Source organism: Streptomyces sp. NBC_00259 (assembly GCF_036181745.1).
GTDB lineage: Bacteria > Actinomycetota > Actinomycetes > Streptomycetales > Streptomycetaceae > Streptomyces > Streptomyces pratisoli.
Genome location: NZ_CP108080.1, coordinates 4150616 through 4166376, shown reverse-complemented (window position 1 = coordinate 4166376; position 15761 = coordinate 4150616). Strand labels below are relative to the sequence as shown.

The following is a 15761-nucleotide window of genomic DNA, read 5'->3' as shown; positions in this document are numbered from 1 at the left end:
GGGACGGGCACCTCCTCGACGGCGAAGCCGGGTAACTCCGACGGTCGGCGCCGGTGGCGATCGACGGCGATGCGGTGGTTTGCTCGTACTGGTCGGGACGGATGTCCGGCACCGGCGTCCGTGAGGGAGAGCAGGCGTACGTCGTGAGTACTCCGCAGCACTCGTCGGGTCCCGCAGGGCCGCGCCTGGACGAGGCCGTGCTGGCGGCGCTCTTCTCGCAGTCGCCGATCGGCCTGCACATCATGGACACCGGGCTGCGGCTCGTACGGGTCAACGCGGCCGCACGGCTCATCCGGGACTTTCCCCTCGACCGGATGCTCGGCCGGCCGCTGCGGGACGTACTGGACGCCTTCGGCGTCGAGAACGCCCAGGACATCGAGAGCCGCGCCCGCATCGTGCTGGAGACCGGAATGCCCCTGCTCGATCTGCGGTTCCGGGTACGAAGCCCCCGGGTCCCGGCCGTCGAGCGCATGGTCTGCGCGCACTGCTTCCGCATCCAGGACACCGACGGCACCGTGCTCGGTCTGGCCAACGCCATCACCGACATCACCACGCGGACCAGGGCCGAGGGGCGGCTGAAGCTGCTGAACCGCGCCGGAACCTCGATCGGGACGAGCCTGGACGTCTTCCGCACCGCCGCGGAACTGTGCGAGGTGGCCGTGCCGGAGCTGGCCGACTCGGTCGCCGTGGACGTGCTGGACTCCGTCCTGCACGGCCAGGCCCCGACTCCCGGCACGGTGCCCGGGAACCTCACGCTGCGGCGCGCGGGCTTCCGCTCCTGCGCCGACAAGGCCCGGCACGGGGTGCCCAAGGTCGGAGAGGTGAGCGCCTACCCCGTCGGCAGCCCGTTCCGTGACGCCATGTCGAGTCTGCGGCCGCACCTCGACCGCCACCTCGATGCGGACGCCCCCTGGCTGGATCCGAAGCGCGACCGCGACGCACGGCTGCTCGCGGCGCGCGCCCACTCGATGATGGTGGTGCCGATGTGCGCCCGCGGGGTGGTGCTCGGGCTCGCCTGCTTCTACCGATGGCGCAACGCGACGCCGTTCGACGAGCAGGACCTGGCGCTCGCACGGCAGCTGGCCGCCGGCACCGCGCTGTGCCTGGACAACGCCCGCCTCTACAGCCGCGAACGCTCGGTGGCGGGATTCCTCCAGCGGGGCCGGCGGCCCTCGGAGCTCGAGATGTGCACGGCCGTGGAGACCGCGCAGAACTCCCTGCCGGCCGGGGCGGGCAGCACCTGGGCGGACGTGATCCCGCTGTCCGGAGCCCGGGTCGCACTCGCCACGGGCGGCACCGCCGAGCACGGCATCGAGGCCGTCGCGGCCACGGCGGAACTCCGTGCCGTGATCACGGCGCTGTCCGACCTGGAACTGCCGCCGGACGAGCTTCTGGAGCGGCTGCACGACCTGGTGAGCAGACCGACGCGGGGATCCGGGGGCGATCCCGACGACCGGGCCCCGCGTCTCCTCACCTGTCTGTACGCGGTCTACGATCCGGCGACCCGTCGCTGTGCGATGGCCCGGGCCGGGCACCCTTCACCGACCGTCGTCCACCCCGGCGGCGTGGAACTCGCCGACGTCCCCGAAGGCCCGCCCCTGGGTGAGGGGCTCGCCCAGTACACCGTCGCCGAGTGCGCCCTCCCGGAAGGCAGCACCCTGGTCCTCTACAACGAGGCCATGCTCCCGGCAGGCCCTAACGGTGCCCGGCTTCCGCTGGACCGGGTACGCCACGCCGTCCGTTCCACGGCACCCCGGGAGTCACTGCAGCAGACCTGCGACGCGATCTTCGACGAGGTGGCCGCTGCGCACCCCCGGCAGGACGCCTTCCTGCTCCTGGCCCGCACCCGGGCGCTCGACGCCGACCACACCGCCTCCTGGTCGCTGCCCAACACTCCCGAAGTCGTCGCCACGGCACGCAGACTCACCGTCGGCCAACTCGGCCGGTGGGGCCTCGCGGACCGGGCGGACACCACCGCACTGATCGTCAGCGAACTGGTCACCAACGCCGTCCGGTACGCCGACTGCCCCATCGAGCTGAGACTCATCCGCGACCGGGCACTGACCTGCGAGGTCACCGACGACAGCAGCACCGCCCCGCATCTGCGCCGCGCCCTGGACAGCGACGAGGGCGGACGCGGCCTCTACATCACCGCGCAGCTCACCGACCGCTGGGGCATCCGTCCCGGCCGCCGCGGCAAGACCATCTGGGCCGAACAGGCGCTGCCGGGCGCCGCTCCCGGCCGGAGACCGGAGTCATGACCGAAGTGTGAGGGGCCCACGGACGCCGCACCGCCACGTCCGGTGTCCCATCCCGGCATTCGTGACGACATGTCCGGGAGTACGGGATGCCACGGACGGCAAACCTTCGCAGCAGCGTCACAAGCGCTGCGCAACAACGCCGGGGGCCGCCAGTAGCGTTACTGCCCACTCGATCCCGCGTGCGAACGCGAAACAGGTCGTCGGCGTCCCTGGCGACGCAGTCGGACCAGAAGGATTCGCAGATGGACTACTGCTCCACGTGCCGACGGAACCTCAACGGGGCACTCGTGTGTCCGGGGTGCGGCGCATACGCTCCGGACATCGCCCCTGCCGGCGCTCGCCCCCACGGCGGGTTCGCCGCCACCGGAACGGCGCGGCAGGCATGGCGTGCGGAGGAGTTCCCCGCCGCGAACGAGTTCCCCGCTCCGGGGCCCTACGCCGGCACTCGCCGTTCCGGCTCCGCACCGATCGGCGGCAGCGCGTTCGTCGACATGGAGCCGGAGGCGGGGACGGAAGCCGGGGCGGAGGCAGCGGGCACCGACGCGTCCGACGGCCTCGAAGGCACCGCGTCCACCGGGCAGGGCCGGGCGGCTCGGCGCCGGCAGCTGGCCCGTTGGAAGAAGAACCGGCGCCGGGCCCTGGCGGCGACGGCCGTCGCCCTCGTCGGCGGCGGCCTGACCGTGGCCGCACTGCCGTCCGGCAAGCCGTCCACCAGCCACGCGCACGCGGCTCCGCCGCCGGAGCCGGTGACCGCGGAGATGCCCCGGACCGTGCCCACCGGCTCGTCGACGGAGCAGCCGGACACCACGGGGGCGCGGCACCCCGGCAGTCGGCCGCCGACGACGACCGGCCGACAGCAGAACGCCACCGGCACCACCTCGCCTTCCGCCGCGGCGACGAGCCGTCAGCAGGACACCGGCGCCACGGTCCGGTCCACGGCGCCGGCGAGCACCGGGCAGCACACCACACCCCCGCCGGCACAGGGAACGCACGCCGGCGACGCCGAGGCCCCGGCGGCCGTCACGCCCCCGGCTCCCGCGACGACGGCACCGGCGTCCAACGACGCTCCCAGCACCGGCAGCGGCAGCGGCACACCGATCCTGGGCATCCTGCCGACATCGCCGCCGGGGCAGCCGTCCTCACCGGTGCAGGTGTGCCTGATCGGTGTGTGCATCGGCTGAACCGAGGTCCGTCGGGCCGGCCGGCGCCGGACGACCGGACCGGACGTGCGGTGCCAGCAGTTCCAGCGCCTGCTCCCAGCGGAAGTGGCCGACGCCGCCACCTGCCTCGGTCAGGCCGGGCTCATGGTCGCCGATCAGGACGCCCATCTCGCGCAGCCCGTCCAGGCTCCGCCGGTACGCGGGGTGGGCCGCCTGCGCCGCGTTCAGGCTCGGCAGCGCGGCGATGGGGATGCCGACGCCGTACGCCTCGCACAGGATGCCCAGCGCGAGGGTGTCGGAGATGCCGGCCGCCCACTTGTTGATGGTGTTGAACGTGGCCGGTGCCACCGCGATGGCGTCCGCCGGCGGCAGCGGCCGCGGGTCGCCTGGCCTGCGCCAGGCGGAACGGATCGGGTAACCCGTCCGCTCCTCGACGGCGGTCCGGTCGAGGAAGCCGAGACCCTGCGGGGTGGCGACCACGCCGACGTCCCAGCCCTGCTCCTGCGCGGCGGTGATGAGCGTGCCGACGTCCCCGGCGATACCGGCCGCGCACACCACGACGTACAGGAACGGCTTCTTCGGCTGATCACTCACGCGGCAACTCCCCTTCGACGTCCTGAGCGGGCTGTTCGGTTCGGTGCGGGCCGGTCAGGGCCGATGATCCAGCATGCTCGGGCTTCCGCGGTCGGCAGGACGTCGGAACGGAACCGCCGGGGGAGCTATGGGCGCGACTGCGCCATATGTGCGCCCCCGCGGGAATCCCTAACGCTTTCTTGACACCTTCCCGAATCGCGGGATCGGGCGTACGGCGCAGCCACACACGCGCCGATCACCGGCAGCCGCGAGGCGGCGCTATGCCCGAAGTTGAGGCGATTCAGCGGCCGCGCAGCCCTCCTCCTCGCCCTTCTGCGCCGTCTCACGGCCCCTCGCGGGCGCCCCGCATCCGCCCCTCGACCCACGCGGGCTCACGTGGGTCGGCGGGGCCATCCCTGCCTACGCTGATCGGGCCGTCTCCCGCGATGGCCGAAAACATCCGTCGTAGGTCAGGAGCACCGATGGCCACGCCCCTCCCCACTCGTACGAGCCGCTTTCGTGCGTGGATGCTGGAAGGCCTGTCCGACATGGCCAGGCACCAGAAGGGAGTGCCCGCCGGGCCGCCGGCCGCGCACAAGGGGCAGCGCTGGTGGCGGGTCATGTGCCTGACCGGCGTCGACTACTTCTCCACGCTCGGCTACCAGCCAGGCATCGCCGCGCTCGCCGCGGGCCTGCTGTCGCCGATCGCCACCATCGTCCTGGTCATCGTCACCCTGGCGGGCGCACTGCCGGTGTACCGGCGGGTGGCCGAGGAAAGCCCGCACGGCCAGGGCTCGATCGCCATGCTGGAGCGGCTGCTGTCGTTCTGGAAGGGCAAGCTGTTCGTCCTGACCCTGCTCGGCTTCGCCGCCACCGACTTCCTCATCACCATCACCCTGTCGGCCGCCGACTCCTCCATCCACCTGGTGGAGAACCCGCATGTGCCCGGCTTTCTGCACGGGCAGCAACTGCTCGTCACCCTGCTGCTGATCGCGCTGCTCGGGGCGGTGTTCCTCAAGGGCTTCCTGGAGGCGATCGGCGTCGCCGTCGCGCTGGTCGGGGCCTATCTGGCCCTGAACGCGGTCATCGTGGTGGTGGGCCTGTGGCACATCGCCACCGAGTCCCATGTCGTCACCGACTGGTCCACCGCCCTGACCACCCAGCACGGAAACGTTCTGGCCATGATCGGAGTGGCGCTGATCGTCTTCCCCAAGCTGGCGCTGGGCCTTTCCGGCTTCGAGACCGGTGTGGCGGTCATGCCGCACGTCGAGGGCGAGCCCGGCGACACCGAGGAGAAACCCGCGGGACGTATCCGGGGCACGAAGAAGCTGCTGACCACCGCCGCGCTGATCATGAGCGTGTTCCTGATCGCCACCAGCTTCATCACCACCCTGCTCATCCCGGCGAAGGAGTTCGAGCCGGGCGGCCAGGCCAACGGACGTGCGCTCGCGTATCTGGCGCACGACTACCTCGGCAGCGCCTTCGGCACCGTCTACGACGTCGCCACCATCGCCATCCTCTGGTTCGCCGGCGCCTCCGCCATGGCCGGGCTGCTGAACCTGATGCCCCAGTACCTGCCCCGTTACGGCATGGCCCCGCACTGGGCGCGCGCCGTGCGCCCCATGGTGATCGTCTTCATCCTGGTGGCGTTCCTCGTCACCTGGATCTTCGACGCCGACGTCGACGCCCAGGGCGGCGCGTACGCCACCGGTGTGCTCGTGCTGATCTGCTCCGCGTCGATCGCGGTGACCATCGCCGCCCACCGCGCCGGGCAGCGCAACTGGACGATCGCCTTCGCCGTCATCTCGGCGGTCTTCCTCTACACCACCGCACTCAACATCGTCGAACGCCCCGACGGCGTGAAGATCGGCGCCTGCTTCATCGCCGGCATCATCCTGCTCTCCCTGGCGTCGCGGCTCGCACGCGCCTTCGAACTGCGGGTCACGGGCATGACGCTGGACCCCATGGCCGAGCGGTTCGTCCGCGACGTCTCGAATCGCACCGCACGCTTCATCGCCAACGAGCCCGGCCCGCGCGACATCGCCGAGTACCGGGACAAGATCCGCCAGATCCGCGCCGACAACGACATCCCGGCCGAGGACGACCTCGTCTTCGTCGAGGTCACCGTCGTCGACCCCTCGGAGTTCGAGGCGCATCTGGCCGTACGCGGAGAGGTGCTCCACGGCCGCTACCGCGTCCTCACCCTGGAGAGCTCCTCCATCCCCAACGCCCTGGCCGCGCTCCTCCTGCACGTACGCGACGCCACCGGGCGGCGTCCGCACATCTACTTCGAATGGTCCGAGGGCAACCCGTTCACCAACTTCCTCCGCTTCTTCCTCTTCGGCCAGGGCGAGGTCGCCCCCGTCACCCGCGAGGTACTCCGCGAGGCCGAGCCGGACCGCGCGAACCGACCCCGCGTCCACGTCGGCTGACCGGCACACAGCAGCACGACGAGCGGCGTCGGTTATCGTCGGCGGAGGCCTGCATCCACGCACGCAGGCACGCAGGCGGTCAGGCGGTCAGGCGGTCAGGCAGGCAGCGGAGGTGAGCGTGACGGTGCGGCGGTACGGGCGAGCGGTGGGCGTGACGACGCGCCTCCTGCTGGTCGTCGTGCTCGTTCTCGGCGTGTTCGTCATGCACACCGTCGGCCACCCCGGCGAAGGCTCCGGCTCGGGGATGTCCTCCACCACGCACACGACCACGCACACGACTTCGCACACGGCCGGCACTGGTGCGGTGCCGGCGCACGGGCACCCTGCGGACGCCCTGGGCGTCGCCGTCATGGGTCCCGGCACCGGTCCCGTCACGAATCCCGTCACCGACGCGCCGCGGCATGAGCCCGGCGGCATGGCCATGGACATGGCCTCGCTGTGTCTGGCCGTCCTCGGCGCCTGGGCTCTCGCCGCCCTGCTGCACGCCGCGTTCGCGGGCCGGCGCGACCGGCTCGCCGGGCTCGCCTCCGCGGTCGTCGCCCACGTACGGGCCGATCCACCGCCGCGCGCCCCTGACCTCGCACAACTGTCGATTCTGCGGACATAGGCCGGTCTCCCTGCGCGGGCGGTCCCTTGCGGACCGCCCGCCGAGACGCCTTTCCCTCAACTCGTTCGGAATCGACCACGAGGTACACAGTCATGACCGCGTTCAAGCACGCCCCTCTGTCCTGCCGCGCCCACCTTCGGCCACCGCACCGCCGCATGGTGGTGACGGCAGCCGTCGCCGCCGGGGCCCTGCTCCTCGCCGGCTGCGGCGGGGACGGGACCACGGACTCCCGCGCCGCCGCTCCGAAGGCCACCGCGCCGACCGCCGTCGGCGCGTTCAACGACGCGGACGTCGCGTTCGCGCAGGGGATGATCCCGCACCACCAGCAGGCCCTGGAGATGGCCGAACTGGCCGCCGGCCGCGCGTCCGACCAGGAGATCAGGACACTGGCCCGGGCGGTCGAGAAGGCCCAGGACCCCGAGATCAGGACCATGCGGTCCTGGCTCGGCGCCTGGGGTGAGCCCGAGTCGTCCGGCACGGAGCACGGGGACCACGGCGGCGGAGGCACGGCCGGGATGATGTCCGAGCAGGACATGACGGACCTCACCGCCGCCAAGGGCACGGACTTCGACCGCACGTTCGCCCGGATGATGATCGACCACCACAACGGCGCCATCGAGATGGCGAGGACCGAGCAGGCCGACGGCCGCAATGCCGACGCCAGGGAACTCGCCGGCGCTGTCGTGAAGGCCCAGTCCGCCGAGGTCGAGCAGTTGCGGAGCATCCTCGACCGGCTCTGACACCGGTCTCCCGTCGCTGTTCCGGGCCTTCGGTGCGAGGCCCGGGAAACCTGGAAGCCCGGAAACCCGGAAGCCCCGGAAGCCCGGAACAGCGGCACCCCCTCCACACCCGGCCGTCCGACACCGGCCGGGCGTCGCGATCCGCCGCCCCGGTGCCTGACATTCGCCTGATCGGCCGCCTTGGAAAGGGCCGGTACACCTATTGGCTGGCCCGGCAGGCACGGCGCGTACCCGGCTTGTAGCGTCGGGCCACAAGCGGTGAACGATCGAATTCTCCAGTCGGTGGCCACCCGACCGGCAACGGATCGGAACGACCCGGACGTGCTGCGGTGTCCACAGCCTGTGGACCGGAAGCGGAAGGGGAGAGAGTTGACACTCAACAGGGCGACTTCCGCGGCGACTTCTGGGGTAGTTGCCCTGGCGATCTTCGTCAACCCCGTGCTCCCGGTCGCGGTCAAGGCCAATCCCGACCATGCCCGCAGAATCGAGACCGCGACGCAGCGGCTCAAGGGCCGGCTCATCGAATGCACCTCCGGAAAGACCGGCCTGGCCGGGTCCCTCGTGCGGAGCATGGCGAAGTCGTTGAAGAATCGGGAGAGTCGGTCCTCGATCACGCTGTACGACCGGACCACCCGTACGTCGTGCAGCTACCGCGCCGACGCGCACTACGACTCCGCGAGCACGGTCAAGCCGATCGTCCTGGGAGCTCTGCTCCTGGCCAGAGGAACCCGCCTGACCAAGAGCGAGCGGAAGCTCGCCAGGGAAATGATCGTGAGCTCGGACAACGACGCGACGTACCTCCTGTGGAAGGTACTGGGGCGCCACCACATCCAGGAATTCCTGGACGAGGCGGGAATGGACGACACCGACCTGAACAGGGCGGGCGTCATGGGACTGACTCAGATCACCGCGAGGGACCACGCGAAACTGCTTCGCCTGCTCACCGGTGACGACGACTCGGTACTGGATGCCGAAGAGCGCGCCTACATCCTGCGCCTCATGCGTGATGTGCAGGACGACCAGCGGTGGGGGACTCCGGCGGGGGCGCCGACGGACGCCGTCGTCCAGGTCAAGAACGGATGGCTTCAGCGTTCCGAAAGCGGGATCAAGAACCCCTGGGACCGCGGGGACTGGAAAGTCCACAGCATGAGCGCGGTCACCGGCTCCTCGTACGACTACGGCCTCGTGATCCTCACCGAGAACAACAGGGTCCCTGAAGGCGAGTCGCCGGACGTCGGATACGAATACGGCACGAGGACGATCGAGCGCGTGGCGAAGGCCATCCACCACGAGCTGAACCCGGAGCGGTCGCCCGCGCTCCACCAGGCGTCACGGCCGGTGGGAGCAACGCCCTCCGCGCCCGCCCCGGTCAGTCCTGGCCTAGGCCCTGAGCCGGCCAGTCGAGGAAGCGGGCGCCGATGACCGCGGTCTGCAGGGTGTAGCGCTGCATCGGGTCGGCCGGATCGGAGCCGGTGAGGCTGTGGATGCGCGCGAGGCGGTACGTCAACGCCCTGACGCTGAGGTTGAGTCTGCGGGCCGCCTCCGCCGCGACACAGCCGGCGTCGAAGTAGACGTTCAGCGTGTCGAGCAGCGGACCGGCGCCGCCGCGGGCCCGCTGGAGAGGCCCGAGGACGCTGCCTATGAGATCGGTCATCGCCGCCCGGTCGCGGGCGAGGACGGGGAAGACGAGCAGGTCGGCGGCGCGCAGCACGGGTGAGTCCAGGTTCATGCGGGCGGCCAGGTCGAGGGCGTTGAGAGCTTCCTCGTACGAGTGGACCACGCCGCCGGGGCCGGGGTGGGGCCGGCCGATGGCGACCTGGCCGCCGTCCGTGGCGGCGTGCGCGTGCTTGGCGAAGAAGGCCAGGATCTCGTCCTGGTCGCCCGGGGCGATGCAGACCAGCCTACCGTCCTTGGTGGTGAGCAGTATGCGGCGGTCGGCGAAGCGGGTGAAGACGGCCTGCTCCACCCGGCGCAGGACGGAACCGGTCTCGTCGTAGGAGGCCGGGTCGCCGGCCACCGCGACGGCGTGGGCGTGGGAGAGCCACAGTCCGAAGCGCTCCGCGCGCTCGGCGAGGCGGCCCAGGTCGCTGCCGCCGTAGAGGAGGTCGTCGATGAACTCGCGCCGGGCGGCCTCTTCCTGGCGTACGGCGAGACGCTGGGCACGTTCGTAGCCTTCGGCGAAGGCGTCGATGGCCTGTTCCACTGCCACGAGGACCGTGTCGGCGGCGGTGTTCGGCCAGGCGGCGCGGGTGGCGGCGAGGTGTTCGCCGACGAGGGTTCGCAGGCTGTGTCCGGCCTCCGCGGCCTTCTCACCGAGCGCTCGGCGGGACTGCACCTCATCCCGGTTGAGTCGGCGGCCCGTTGCGGCCACCTCGGCCAGGATCCGGGCATAGCCGACGAGATAGTCCTCCGGAACGGACTGCCGTGTCACGCGTCCCCCTGAATCGTGATGCGCCGATGACGAGTTCCTGGCGCGAGGTTTCACCAGGGTGTCAGACGGGCGGAGGCGGGTCCCCGGTGCGACTGCGGCATCAAGAACGCGTAAAGATTGCCGGAACCAGGCAATGTCTGAACCATCCCTTCTGTGTCAGCATCGAGATGGCCTCGGGAGTCCACGAGTACGGGGAGGCGGGGGAAGTGGGCTGGTTTCTTGGTCTCGGCATCGCCGGTCTCGTCCTGCTGGTGCTCGCGCTGATCTTCGACGGGGTGCTCGACGGGATCTTCGACGCGCCGGCCGGTCTCGACGGGCTGCTGTCGCTGCCCGTGATCGCCGGGTTCGTGTCGATGCTCGGTTTCGCCGGCGCCCTCACGCTCGGCACCACGAGCCTGGGGACGGCCGCCGCGTCAGGGATCGGGGCCGTGGCCGGAGCGGGGGCCGGCTGGGCGACGTGGCGGTTCAGCCGGGCGCTGATGAGCGACCGTGGCGCCGACGCGCCACGTGGCGAAGACCTCGTGGGCAGCACGGGCACGGTGGTCACGGGCATCCCTGCCGACGGATACGGCGAGGTGCTGCTGTACCACGGGGGCCGGCCCACGAAGTACGCGGCCAGAAGCTCGGCCCCGGTGGCCCGCGGCGCCGAGGTGTGGGTCGAGTCGACTCCGTCGGCGACGTCCGTCGTGGTGCGACCCGTCGAACACTGACCGGCTCCGAACCCGCCTCCGAAACCGCCTCAGGCCCCGCCGCCGGACCCGCCCCAGGAGCCGGCTTCGACCCGGCTCAAGGGCCTGGGCCAGCGGCCCGGCCCGGCCGACCCGGCCACTGCGGCCTTCTGACCTTCTGGCCTTCTGTCCGAACCGTTCTTCACGCTAGGGGATTTGCATGAGCCCAGTTCTCGCCGCCGTGGTGGGCATCGTCGTACTCGCCGTACTGCTCGCCCTCGTCGTCGTCACCCGCTACAAGGTCGCAGGCCCCAGCGAGGCGTTCATCATCACCGGACGCCGCGGCAAGAAGGCCACCGATCCGGCGACGGGCCGGGTCTTCACCGACAACAGCGGCCAGAAGGTCGTCGTCGGCGGAGGTGTCTTCGTCGTCCCCTTCGTCCAGCAGAAGTTCACGCTCGACCTGTCCAGCCGGCACATCCCCGTCGCCGTGCGGGGAGCGGTCACCCTGCGCGGTGTGAAGGCGAATCTGGAGGGCGTGGCGATCGTCAAGGTCGGCGGGACCGAGGACTCCATCCGGGCCGCCGCCCAGCGCTTCCTGATGCAGCAGAACGGCATCGTCGGCTTCACCCAGGAAGTGCTCTCCGGCGCGCTCCGGTCGATCGTCGGCCGGATGTCGGTCGAGGACATCATCCGTGACCGTGCGGCGTTCGCCGGACAGGTCGCGGAAGAGGCCGAGGCGAGCCTGTCCGGGCAGGGCCTGGTGCTCGACGCCTTCCAGATCCAGGACATCACCACCGAGGGCTCCTACCTCGAGGACCTCGGCCGGCCCGAGGCCGCCCGCGCCAAGCAGGAGGCGGACATCGCCGAGGCCGTCGCGCGGCGGGCCTCGGAACAGGCGCGGCTGAAGGCCGAGGAGGAGATCGCGATCGCGCAGCGGACGTTCGCGCTCAAGCAGGCCGAGATCAAGGCCGAGACGGACGAGGCGGCCGCGAGGGCCGCCGCCGCCGGTCCGCTCGCCGAGGCCGACCGCCGGCAGGAGATCCTGAGCCAGCAGGAGAAGGTCGCCGAGCGGCAGGCCGCGCTGACGGACCGGGAGCTGGACACCCAGGTGCGCAAGCCCGCCGACGCCGCCCGCTACCAGGCGGAGCAGGAGGCGGAGGCCCGTCGTATCGCCCTGGTCAAGGAGGCGGAGGCGGACGCCCAGCGCGCCCGTCTGACCGGTGAGGGCGAGAAGGCCCACCGTGCCGCGCTCGCCGACGCCGTACGCATCGAGGGCGAGGCGCAGGCCTCCGCCATCGCCGCCAAGGGCTCCGCCGAGGCCGAGGCCATGCAGAAGAAGGCCGACGCCTTCGAGCGGTACGGCGACGCGGCCGTCCTCCAGATGCTGGTCGAGGTCCTGCCGCAGGTCGTCGGGAAGGCGGCCGAGCCGCTCGCCGCGATCGACAAGCTGACCGTCATCTCCACCGACGGCGCCGGCCAACTGCCGCGCACGGTCGCCGACAACGTCGCCCAGGGCATGGAACTGCTCGGCGCGACCACCGGTGTCGATCTCGCCGAGTTGCTGAAGGGCCTGACCGCACGGTCGGGCGGCAAGGCCGCCGCTTCGCCCTCGGCGAGCGCGAACGGGTCGATCGAGATCACCGGCTAGTCCGGCCCCACGGGGAACGGGAACGGGGAGCCCGGGGGACGGACATACGGGGGTGGGACGGGGGAAGCCCGGGCCCGTGCGCACGCCGACGCGAGCGCACGGGCCCGGCGCACATCCGTTCCGGCGGCCACCGCCGGGACCACCGTCAGGGGCGCCGCCAGGGGCGCCGCCAGGTCTCGACGTCGGACACGACCTGTTCGCCGGTCGCGAGGTCCTTCACCTCGTGCGGGCGGCCCGGCGCGAACGGAGGGAACCACACGAACGGAATGCCCTTGCGCGAGGCGTACCGCACCTGCTTCGCCACCTTGTCCGGCTGGTGGTACAGCTCCACATTGAGCCCGCGCCCGCGCAGCCGGCCCGCCGCCTCCGCGGCGGCGCCGCGCTGCTCTCCTTGATACCGGGACGAATAGCCATGTTAAGTGCCGGTGTTCCGCCGAACCGGCGCCCAACCGGCCGCCGGACCAGCCGTCGACCGTGCGCCGGATCCCCGTACGGTTTCCGCAACTCCCGCTGGAGTGAGGGAAGCTGGGAGGCGTTTCCCGGCGCTTGAACTGAAACCGCCTGTGAGCCGTACAGGTAACCGCGGCCCCGGCGTCCCGAGCCGCCCGCGCCAACCACCGGGCCCCGCGCGGAAGGACCTTCGGGTGTCGCTCTTGACACGCTCTCGCCAGGTACTGGACACCGATACGGACAGGGACACGGAGGCCGGGAAGGAGAGCCCACCGCCGCGGCGCCGCCTCACGGTGAGGAGCGTGACCACGGCGCTGGCCGTGCTGCTGGTGCTGCTCGCCCTCCTCCTGCCGAACAAGCTCCCCTACATCACGCCCGGCGTCTTCACGCGCATCCCCGTGGAAGCGCTCTTCGGCACCGCCCTCCTGCTCGTCCTGCCACCGCGGGCGCGGCGCGTCGTGGCGGTGCTCGCCGGCGCGGGGCTGGGCGTGGTGACCGTCCTGAAGTTCCTCGACATGGGCTTCTTCTCCGTCCTCGGCCGGCCGTTCGACCTGGTGCTCGACTGGGCGCTGCTCGACGACGCCGAGTCGTTCCTCGAGGACGCCATCGGCCCGGCCGGCGCGATCGGCGCCGAGATCGGGGTCGTGGTCCTCGTCCTCGCCCTGCTCGTCCTCGTCGTGCTGGCGGTCGTCCGGGTGAGCGATCTCGTCGTCCGGCACAGTGCCGTCGCGGCCGGGGGCACGCTCGTACTCGGAACCGTCTGGATGGCTTTGGCCGCACTCGGGCTCCACACGGCGGTCGGGCTGCCGATCGCCTCCGGGAGCACGGCCGGCCAGGTCCAGGACCGTGTGCACCAGGTACGGGCGGGCCTGCGGGACACACAGGAGTTCGCCGAGGAGTCCTCCGCCGACGCCTTCCGCGACACCCCGCCCGACCGGCTGCTGACCGGGCTGCGCGGCAAGGACGTCATCTTCGCCTTCGTCGAGAGCTACGGCCGCAGCGCGATCGAGGACCCGGAGATGGCGCCGGAGGTCGACGCGGTGCTCGCGGACGGGACGCGCCGGCTGCGCTCGGCCGGGTTCTCCTCCCGGAGCGCCTTCCTCACCTCCCCCACGTACGGGGGTCACAGCTGGCTGGCCCACTCCACCTTCAACTCGGGCCTGTGGATAAGCAACCAGCAGCGCTACCGCACCCTGACCTCCAGCGACCGCCTCACCCTCACGAGCGCCTTCCGGCACACGGGCGCCTGGCGGACGGTCGGCATCATGCCGGGTGTGACCCAGTCCTGGCCCGAGGGGAAGTTCTACGGCCTCGACAACGTCTACGACTCCCGGCAGCTCGGGTACGAGGGCCCCAAGTTCAGCTGGACACCCGTACCCGACCAGTTCAGCCTGGCGGCGTTCGAGCGGCTTGAGCACGGCAAGCCGGGACACCGGCCGCTGATGGCCGAGGTCATCCTCACCTCCAGCCACAACCCCTGGGCGCCGATCCCCAGGATGATCGGCTGGGACGAACTCGGGGACGGCTCCGTCTACGACTCCATCAAGGAGGAGGGCAAGGACCCCACGGAGGTGTGGAAGGACGACGCGCAGGTGCGCACCGAGTACCGGCGCTCCATCGAGTACTCGCTGAACAGCCTCATCTCCTACGTGGAGAAGTACGGCGACGAGAACACCGTCCTCGTCTTCCTCGGCGACCACCAGCCCGTCACGACCGTCACCGGCGGCAGGCTCGGGCGGGACGTACCGGTCTCGATCCTCGCGCGCGACCCGGCCGTGCTGGACCGGATCGCCGGATGGGGCTGGCACGACGGCCTGGAGCCCGGCCCGGACGCCCCGGTCTGGCGGATGGACACCTTCCGCGACCGCTTCCTGACCGCGTACGGCCCGGGCGGCGCCACCGGCTCCGGGGTCACACCCGCTCGTGCGTCACGGCCCGGGCCACGGCCGGCCGGACCAGCGGTGCCCCCTCACGGACCCTGAGGCACCACAGCCCCCTGATGTCCCGCCCGAAGGACCAGACGAGTGACGCCAGCGCCATGCCGACCACCGCGTAGGCGGCCGGCATCGGGAGGATCCCGGCGGTGGCCACCAGCAGGACGATCCCCTGCACCGCGGCCACCGTCTTACGGGCCATGCTCGGCGGCAGCGGCCCGTTGAGCCACGGCAGGGCCCGGGCCGCCGCCACGAAGACGTACCGCATGGCGCCGATCAACAGCACCCAGACGCCCAGCGACATGGCGACGTGCACGCTCAGCACCAGGATGAGGAAGGCGTCCGCCTCCATGTCGAAGCGTGCGCCCAGGGAGGACTCCGTCCCGGTGCGCCGGGCGACCTGGCCGTCGACCGCGTCGAGGACCAGCGCCACGGTGGTCAGCGCGACCAGCGTCGCGACCGGGGGCGCGCCGACGAAGGAGTCCGCGACCAGCGCGGTCACACCGCCGACGAGGGTCGTACGGGCCAGGGTCACGCCGTTGGCGGGACCGAACGGCCGGGGCGGCCACGACCGGTGCAGCGCACGCGTGAGCAACGCCCAGGTGCCCACGGTGAACGCCAGCCCCGTGAGCCAGCCCACGGCCCCCAGTCCGGCCGACGCGCCCAGAAGGAGCAGCAGCAGGGCCTGGGCGCCGGCCCCCGCAGCCGTCTCCGTGCGCCACACCCGTGTTTCGAAAGCGCTGCTCAGGGCCACCGTGTACCACCCTCCGGCTGAGTGACAGAGTCCATGACCGCCGCGTAGCGTGTGCGCGGTCTCATGATTTTCAGAACGTAAATCGACACCCGAGCGTTCA

The 15761-nt window shown here is 71.5% G+C and carries 12 protein-coding genes and 1 pseudogene; 9 read left to right on the top strand and 4 right to left on the bottom strand.

The features are described from left to right. Positions 1-143 precede the first annotated feature (143 nt). Together OG766_RS18770 and OG766_RS18765 are read left to right on the top strand one after the other, a co-directional pair. Positions 144-2261, top strand: coding sequence for a SpoIIE family protein phosphatase (locus OG766_RS18770; RefSeq protein ID WP_328725823.1), 2118 nt, complete (start codon positions 144-146; stop codon positions 2259-2261). A 242-nt stretch (positions 2262-2503) separates the two neighbouring features. After that, complete coding sequence (locus OG766_RS18765; RefSeq protein ID WP_328725822.1) at positions 2504-3442, top strand: SCO2400 family protein; 939 nt, start codon at positions 2504-2506, stop codon at positions 3440-3442. On the opposite strand, the gene OG766_RS18760 is transcribed toward OG766_RS18765, so the two are convergent. Then, complete coding sequence (locus tag OG766_RS18760) at positions 3401-4015, bottom strand: flavoprotein (protein ID WP_328725821.1); 615 nt, start codon at positions 4013-4015, stop codon at positions 3401-3403. The genes OG766_RS18765 and OG766_RS18760 overlap by 42 nt on opposite strands. Positions 4016-4476: 461 nt before the next feature. On the opposite strand from OG766_RS18760, the gene OG766_RS18755 reads away from it, so the two are divergent. The 4 genes from OG766_RS18755 to OG766_RS18740 all read left to right on the top strand — a co-directional run bounded on the left by OG766_RS18755 (position 4477) and on the right by OG766_RS18740 (position 9195). Further along, entirely contained in the window at positions 4477-6426 is a 1950-nt protein-coding gene (locus OG766_RS18755; protein WP_266380836.1) for an amino acid transporter, read from the top strand. A 118-nt stretch (positions 6427-6544) separates the two neighbouring features. Further along, positions 6545-7033 carry a hypothetical protein gene (locus OG766_RS18750; protein ID WP_328725820.1) on the top strand — a complete coding sequence of 163 codons (489 nt, stop codon included), beginning with the start codon at positions 6545-6547 and terminating at the stop codon, positions 7031-7033. Positions 7034-7125: 92 nt separating this feature from the next. Continuing rightward, positions 7126-7773, top strand: a complete 648-nt coding sequence (locus OG766_RS18745) for a DUF305 domain-containing protein (protein WP_328725819.1) — start codon at positions 7126-7128, stop codon at positions 7771-7773. 369 nt (positions 7774-8142) lie between these two features. Further along, the gene (locus tag OG766_RS18740; RefSeq protein ID WP_328725818.1) at positions 8143-9195 is read left to right on the top strand and encodes a serine hydrolase; all 1053 of its coding nucleotides are present in this window, start codon (positions 8143-8145) and stop codon (positions 9193-9195) included. On the opposite strand, the gene OG766_RS18735 is transcribed toward OG766_RS18740, so the two are convergent. Continuing rightward, positions 9143-10204 carry a PucR family transcriptional regulator gene (locus tag OG766_RS18735; RefSeq protein WP_266380828.1) on the bottom strand — a complete coding sequence of 354 codons (1062 nt, stop codon included), beginning with the start codon at positions 10202-10204 and terminating at the stop codon, positions 9143-9145. The genes OG766_RS18740 and OG766_RS18735 overlap by 53 nt on opposite strands. A 206-nt stretch (positions 10205-10410) precedes the next feature. Here OG766_RS18735 and OG766_RS18730 point away from each other — a divergent pair, with 206 nt between their 5' ends. Then, positions 10411-10914, top strand: a complete 504-nt coding sequence (locus OG766_RS18730; protein ID WP_328725817.1) for a hypothetical protein — start codon at positions 10411-10413, stop codon at positions 10912-10914. A gap of 178 nt (positions 10915-11092) precedes the next feature. Beyond that, entirely contained in the window at positions 11093-12523 is a 1431-nt protein-coding gene (locus tag OG766_RS18725) for a flotillin family protein (protein WP_266380826.1), read from the top strand. Positions 12524-12668: 145 nt separating this feature from the next. On the opposite strand, the pseudogene OG766_RS18720 reads toward OG766_RS18725, so the two are convergent. Continuing rightward, positions 12669-12896: pseudogene (locus OG766_RS18720) on the bottom strand (His/Gly/Thr/Pro-type tRNA ligase C-terminal domain-containing protein); the annotation flags it as partial. A gap of 379 nt (positions 12897-13275) precedes the next feature. Between OG766_RS18720 and OG766_RS18715 the strand changes: the two are divergent. Next, on the top strand, positions 13276-14955 hold the full coding sequence (locus tag OG766_RS18715) for a sulfatase (RefSeq protein ID WP_323137295.1): 1680 nt from the start codon (positions 13276-13278) through the stop codon (positions 14953-14955). Here OG766_RS18715 and OG766_RS18710 read toward each other — a convergent pair. Further along, positions 14885-15661, bottom strand: coding sequence for a CDP-alcohol phosphatidyltransferase family protein (locus OG766_RS18710; protein WP_328725816.1), 777 nt, complete (start codon positions 15659-15661; stop codon positions 14885-14887). The genes OG766_RS18715 and OG766_RS18710 overlap by 71 nt on opposite strands. Between the last annotated feature and the right edge of the window lie 100 nt (positions 15662-15761).

Bases quoted from the DNA above. Each gene is read 5' to 3' on its own strand.
- OG766_RS18765 (WP_328725822.1), top strand. From the start codon at position 2,504: ATGGACTACTGCTCCACGTGCCGACGGAACCTCAACGGGGCACTCGTG.
- OG766_RS18755 (WP_266380836.1), top strand. From the start codon at position 4,477: ATGGCCACGCCCCTCCCCACTCGTACGAGCCGCTTTCGTGCGTGGATG.
- OG766_RS18745 (WP_328725819.1), top strand. From the start codon at position 7,126: ATGACCGCGTTCAAGCACGCCCCTCTGTCCTGCCGCGCCCACCTTCGG.
- OG766_RS18725 (WP_266380826.1), top strand. From the start codon at position 11,093: ATGAGCCCAGTTCTCGCCGCCGTGGTGGGCATCGTCGTACTCGCCGTA.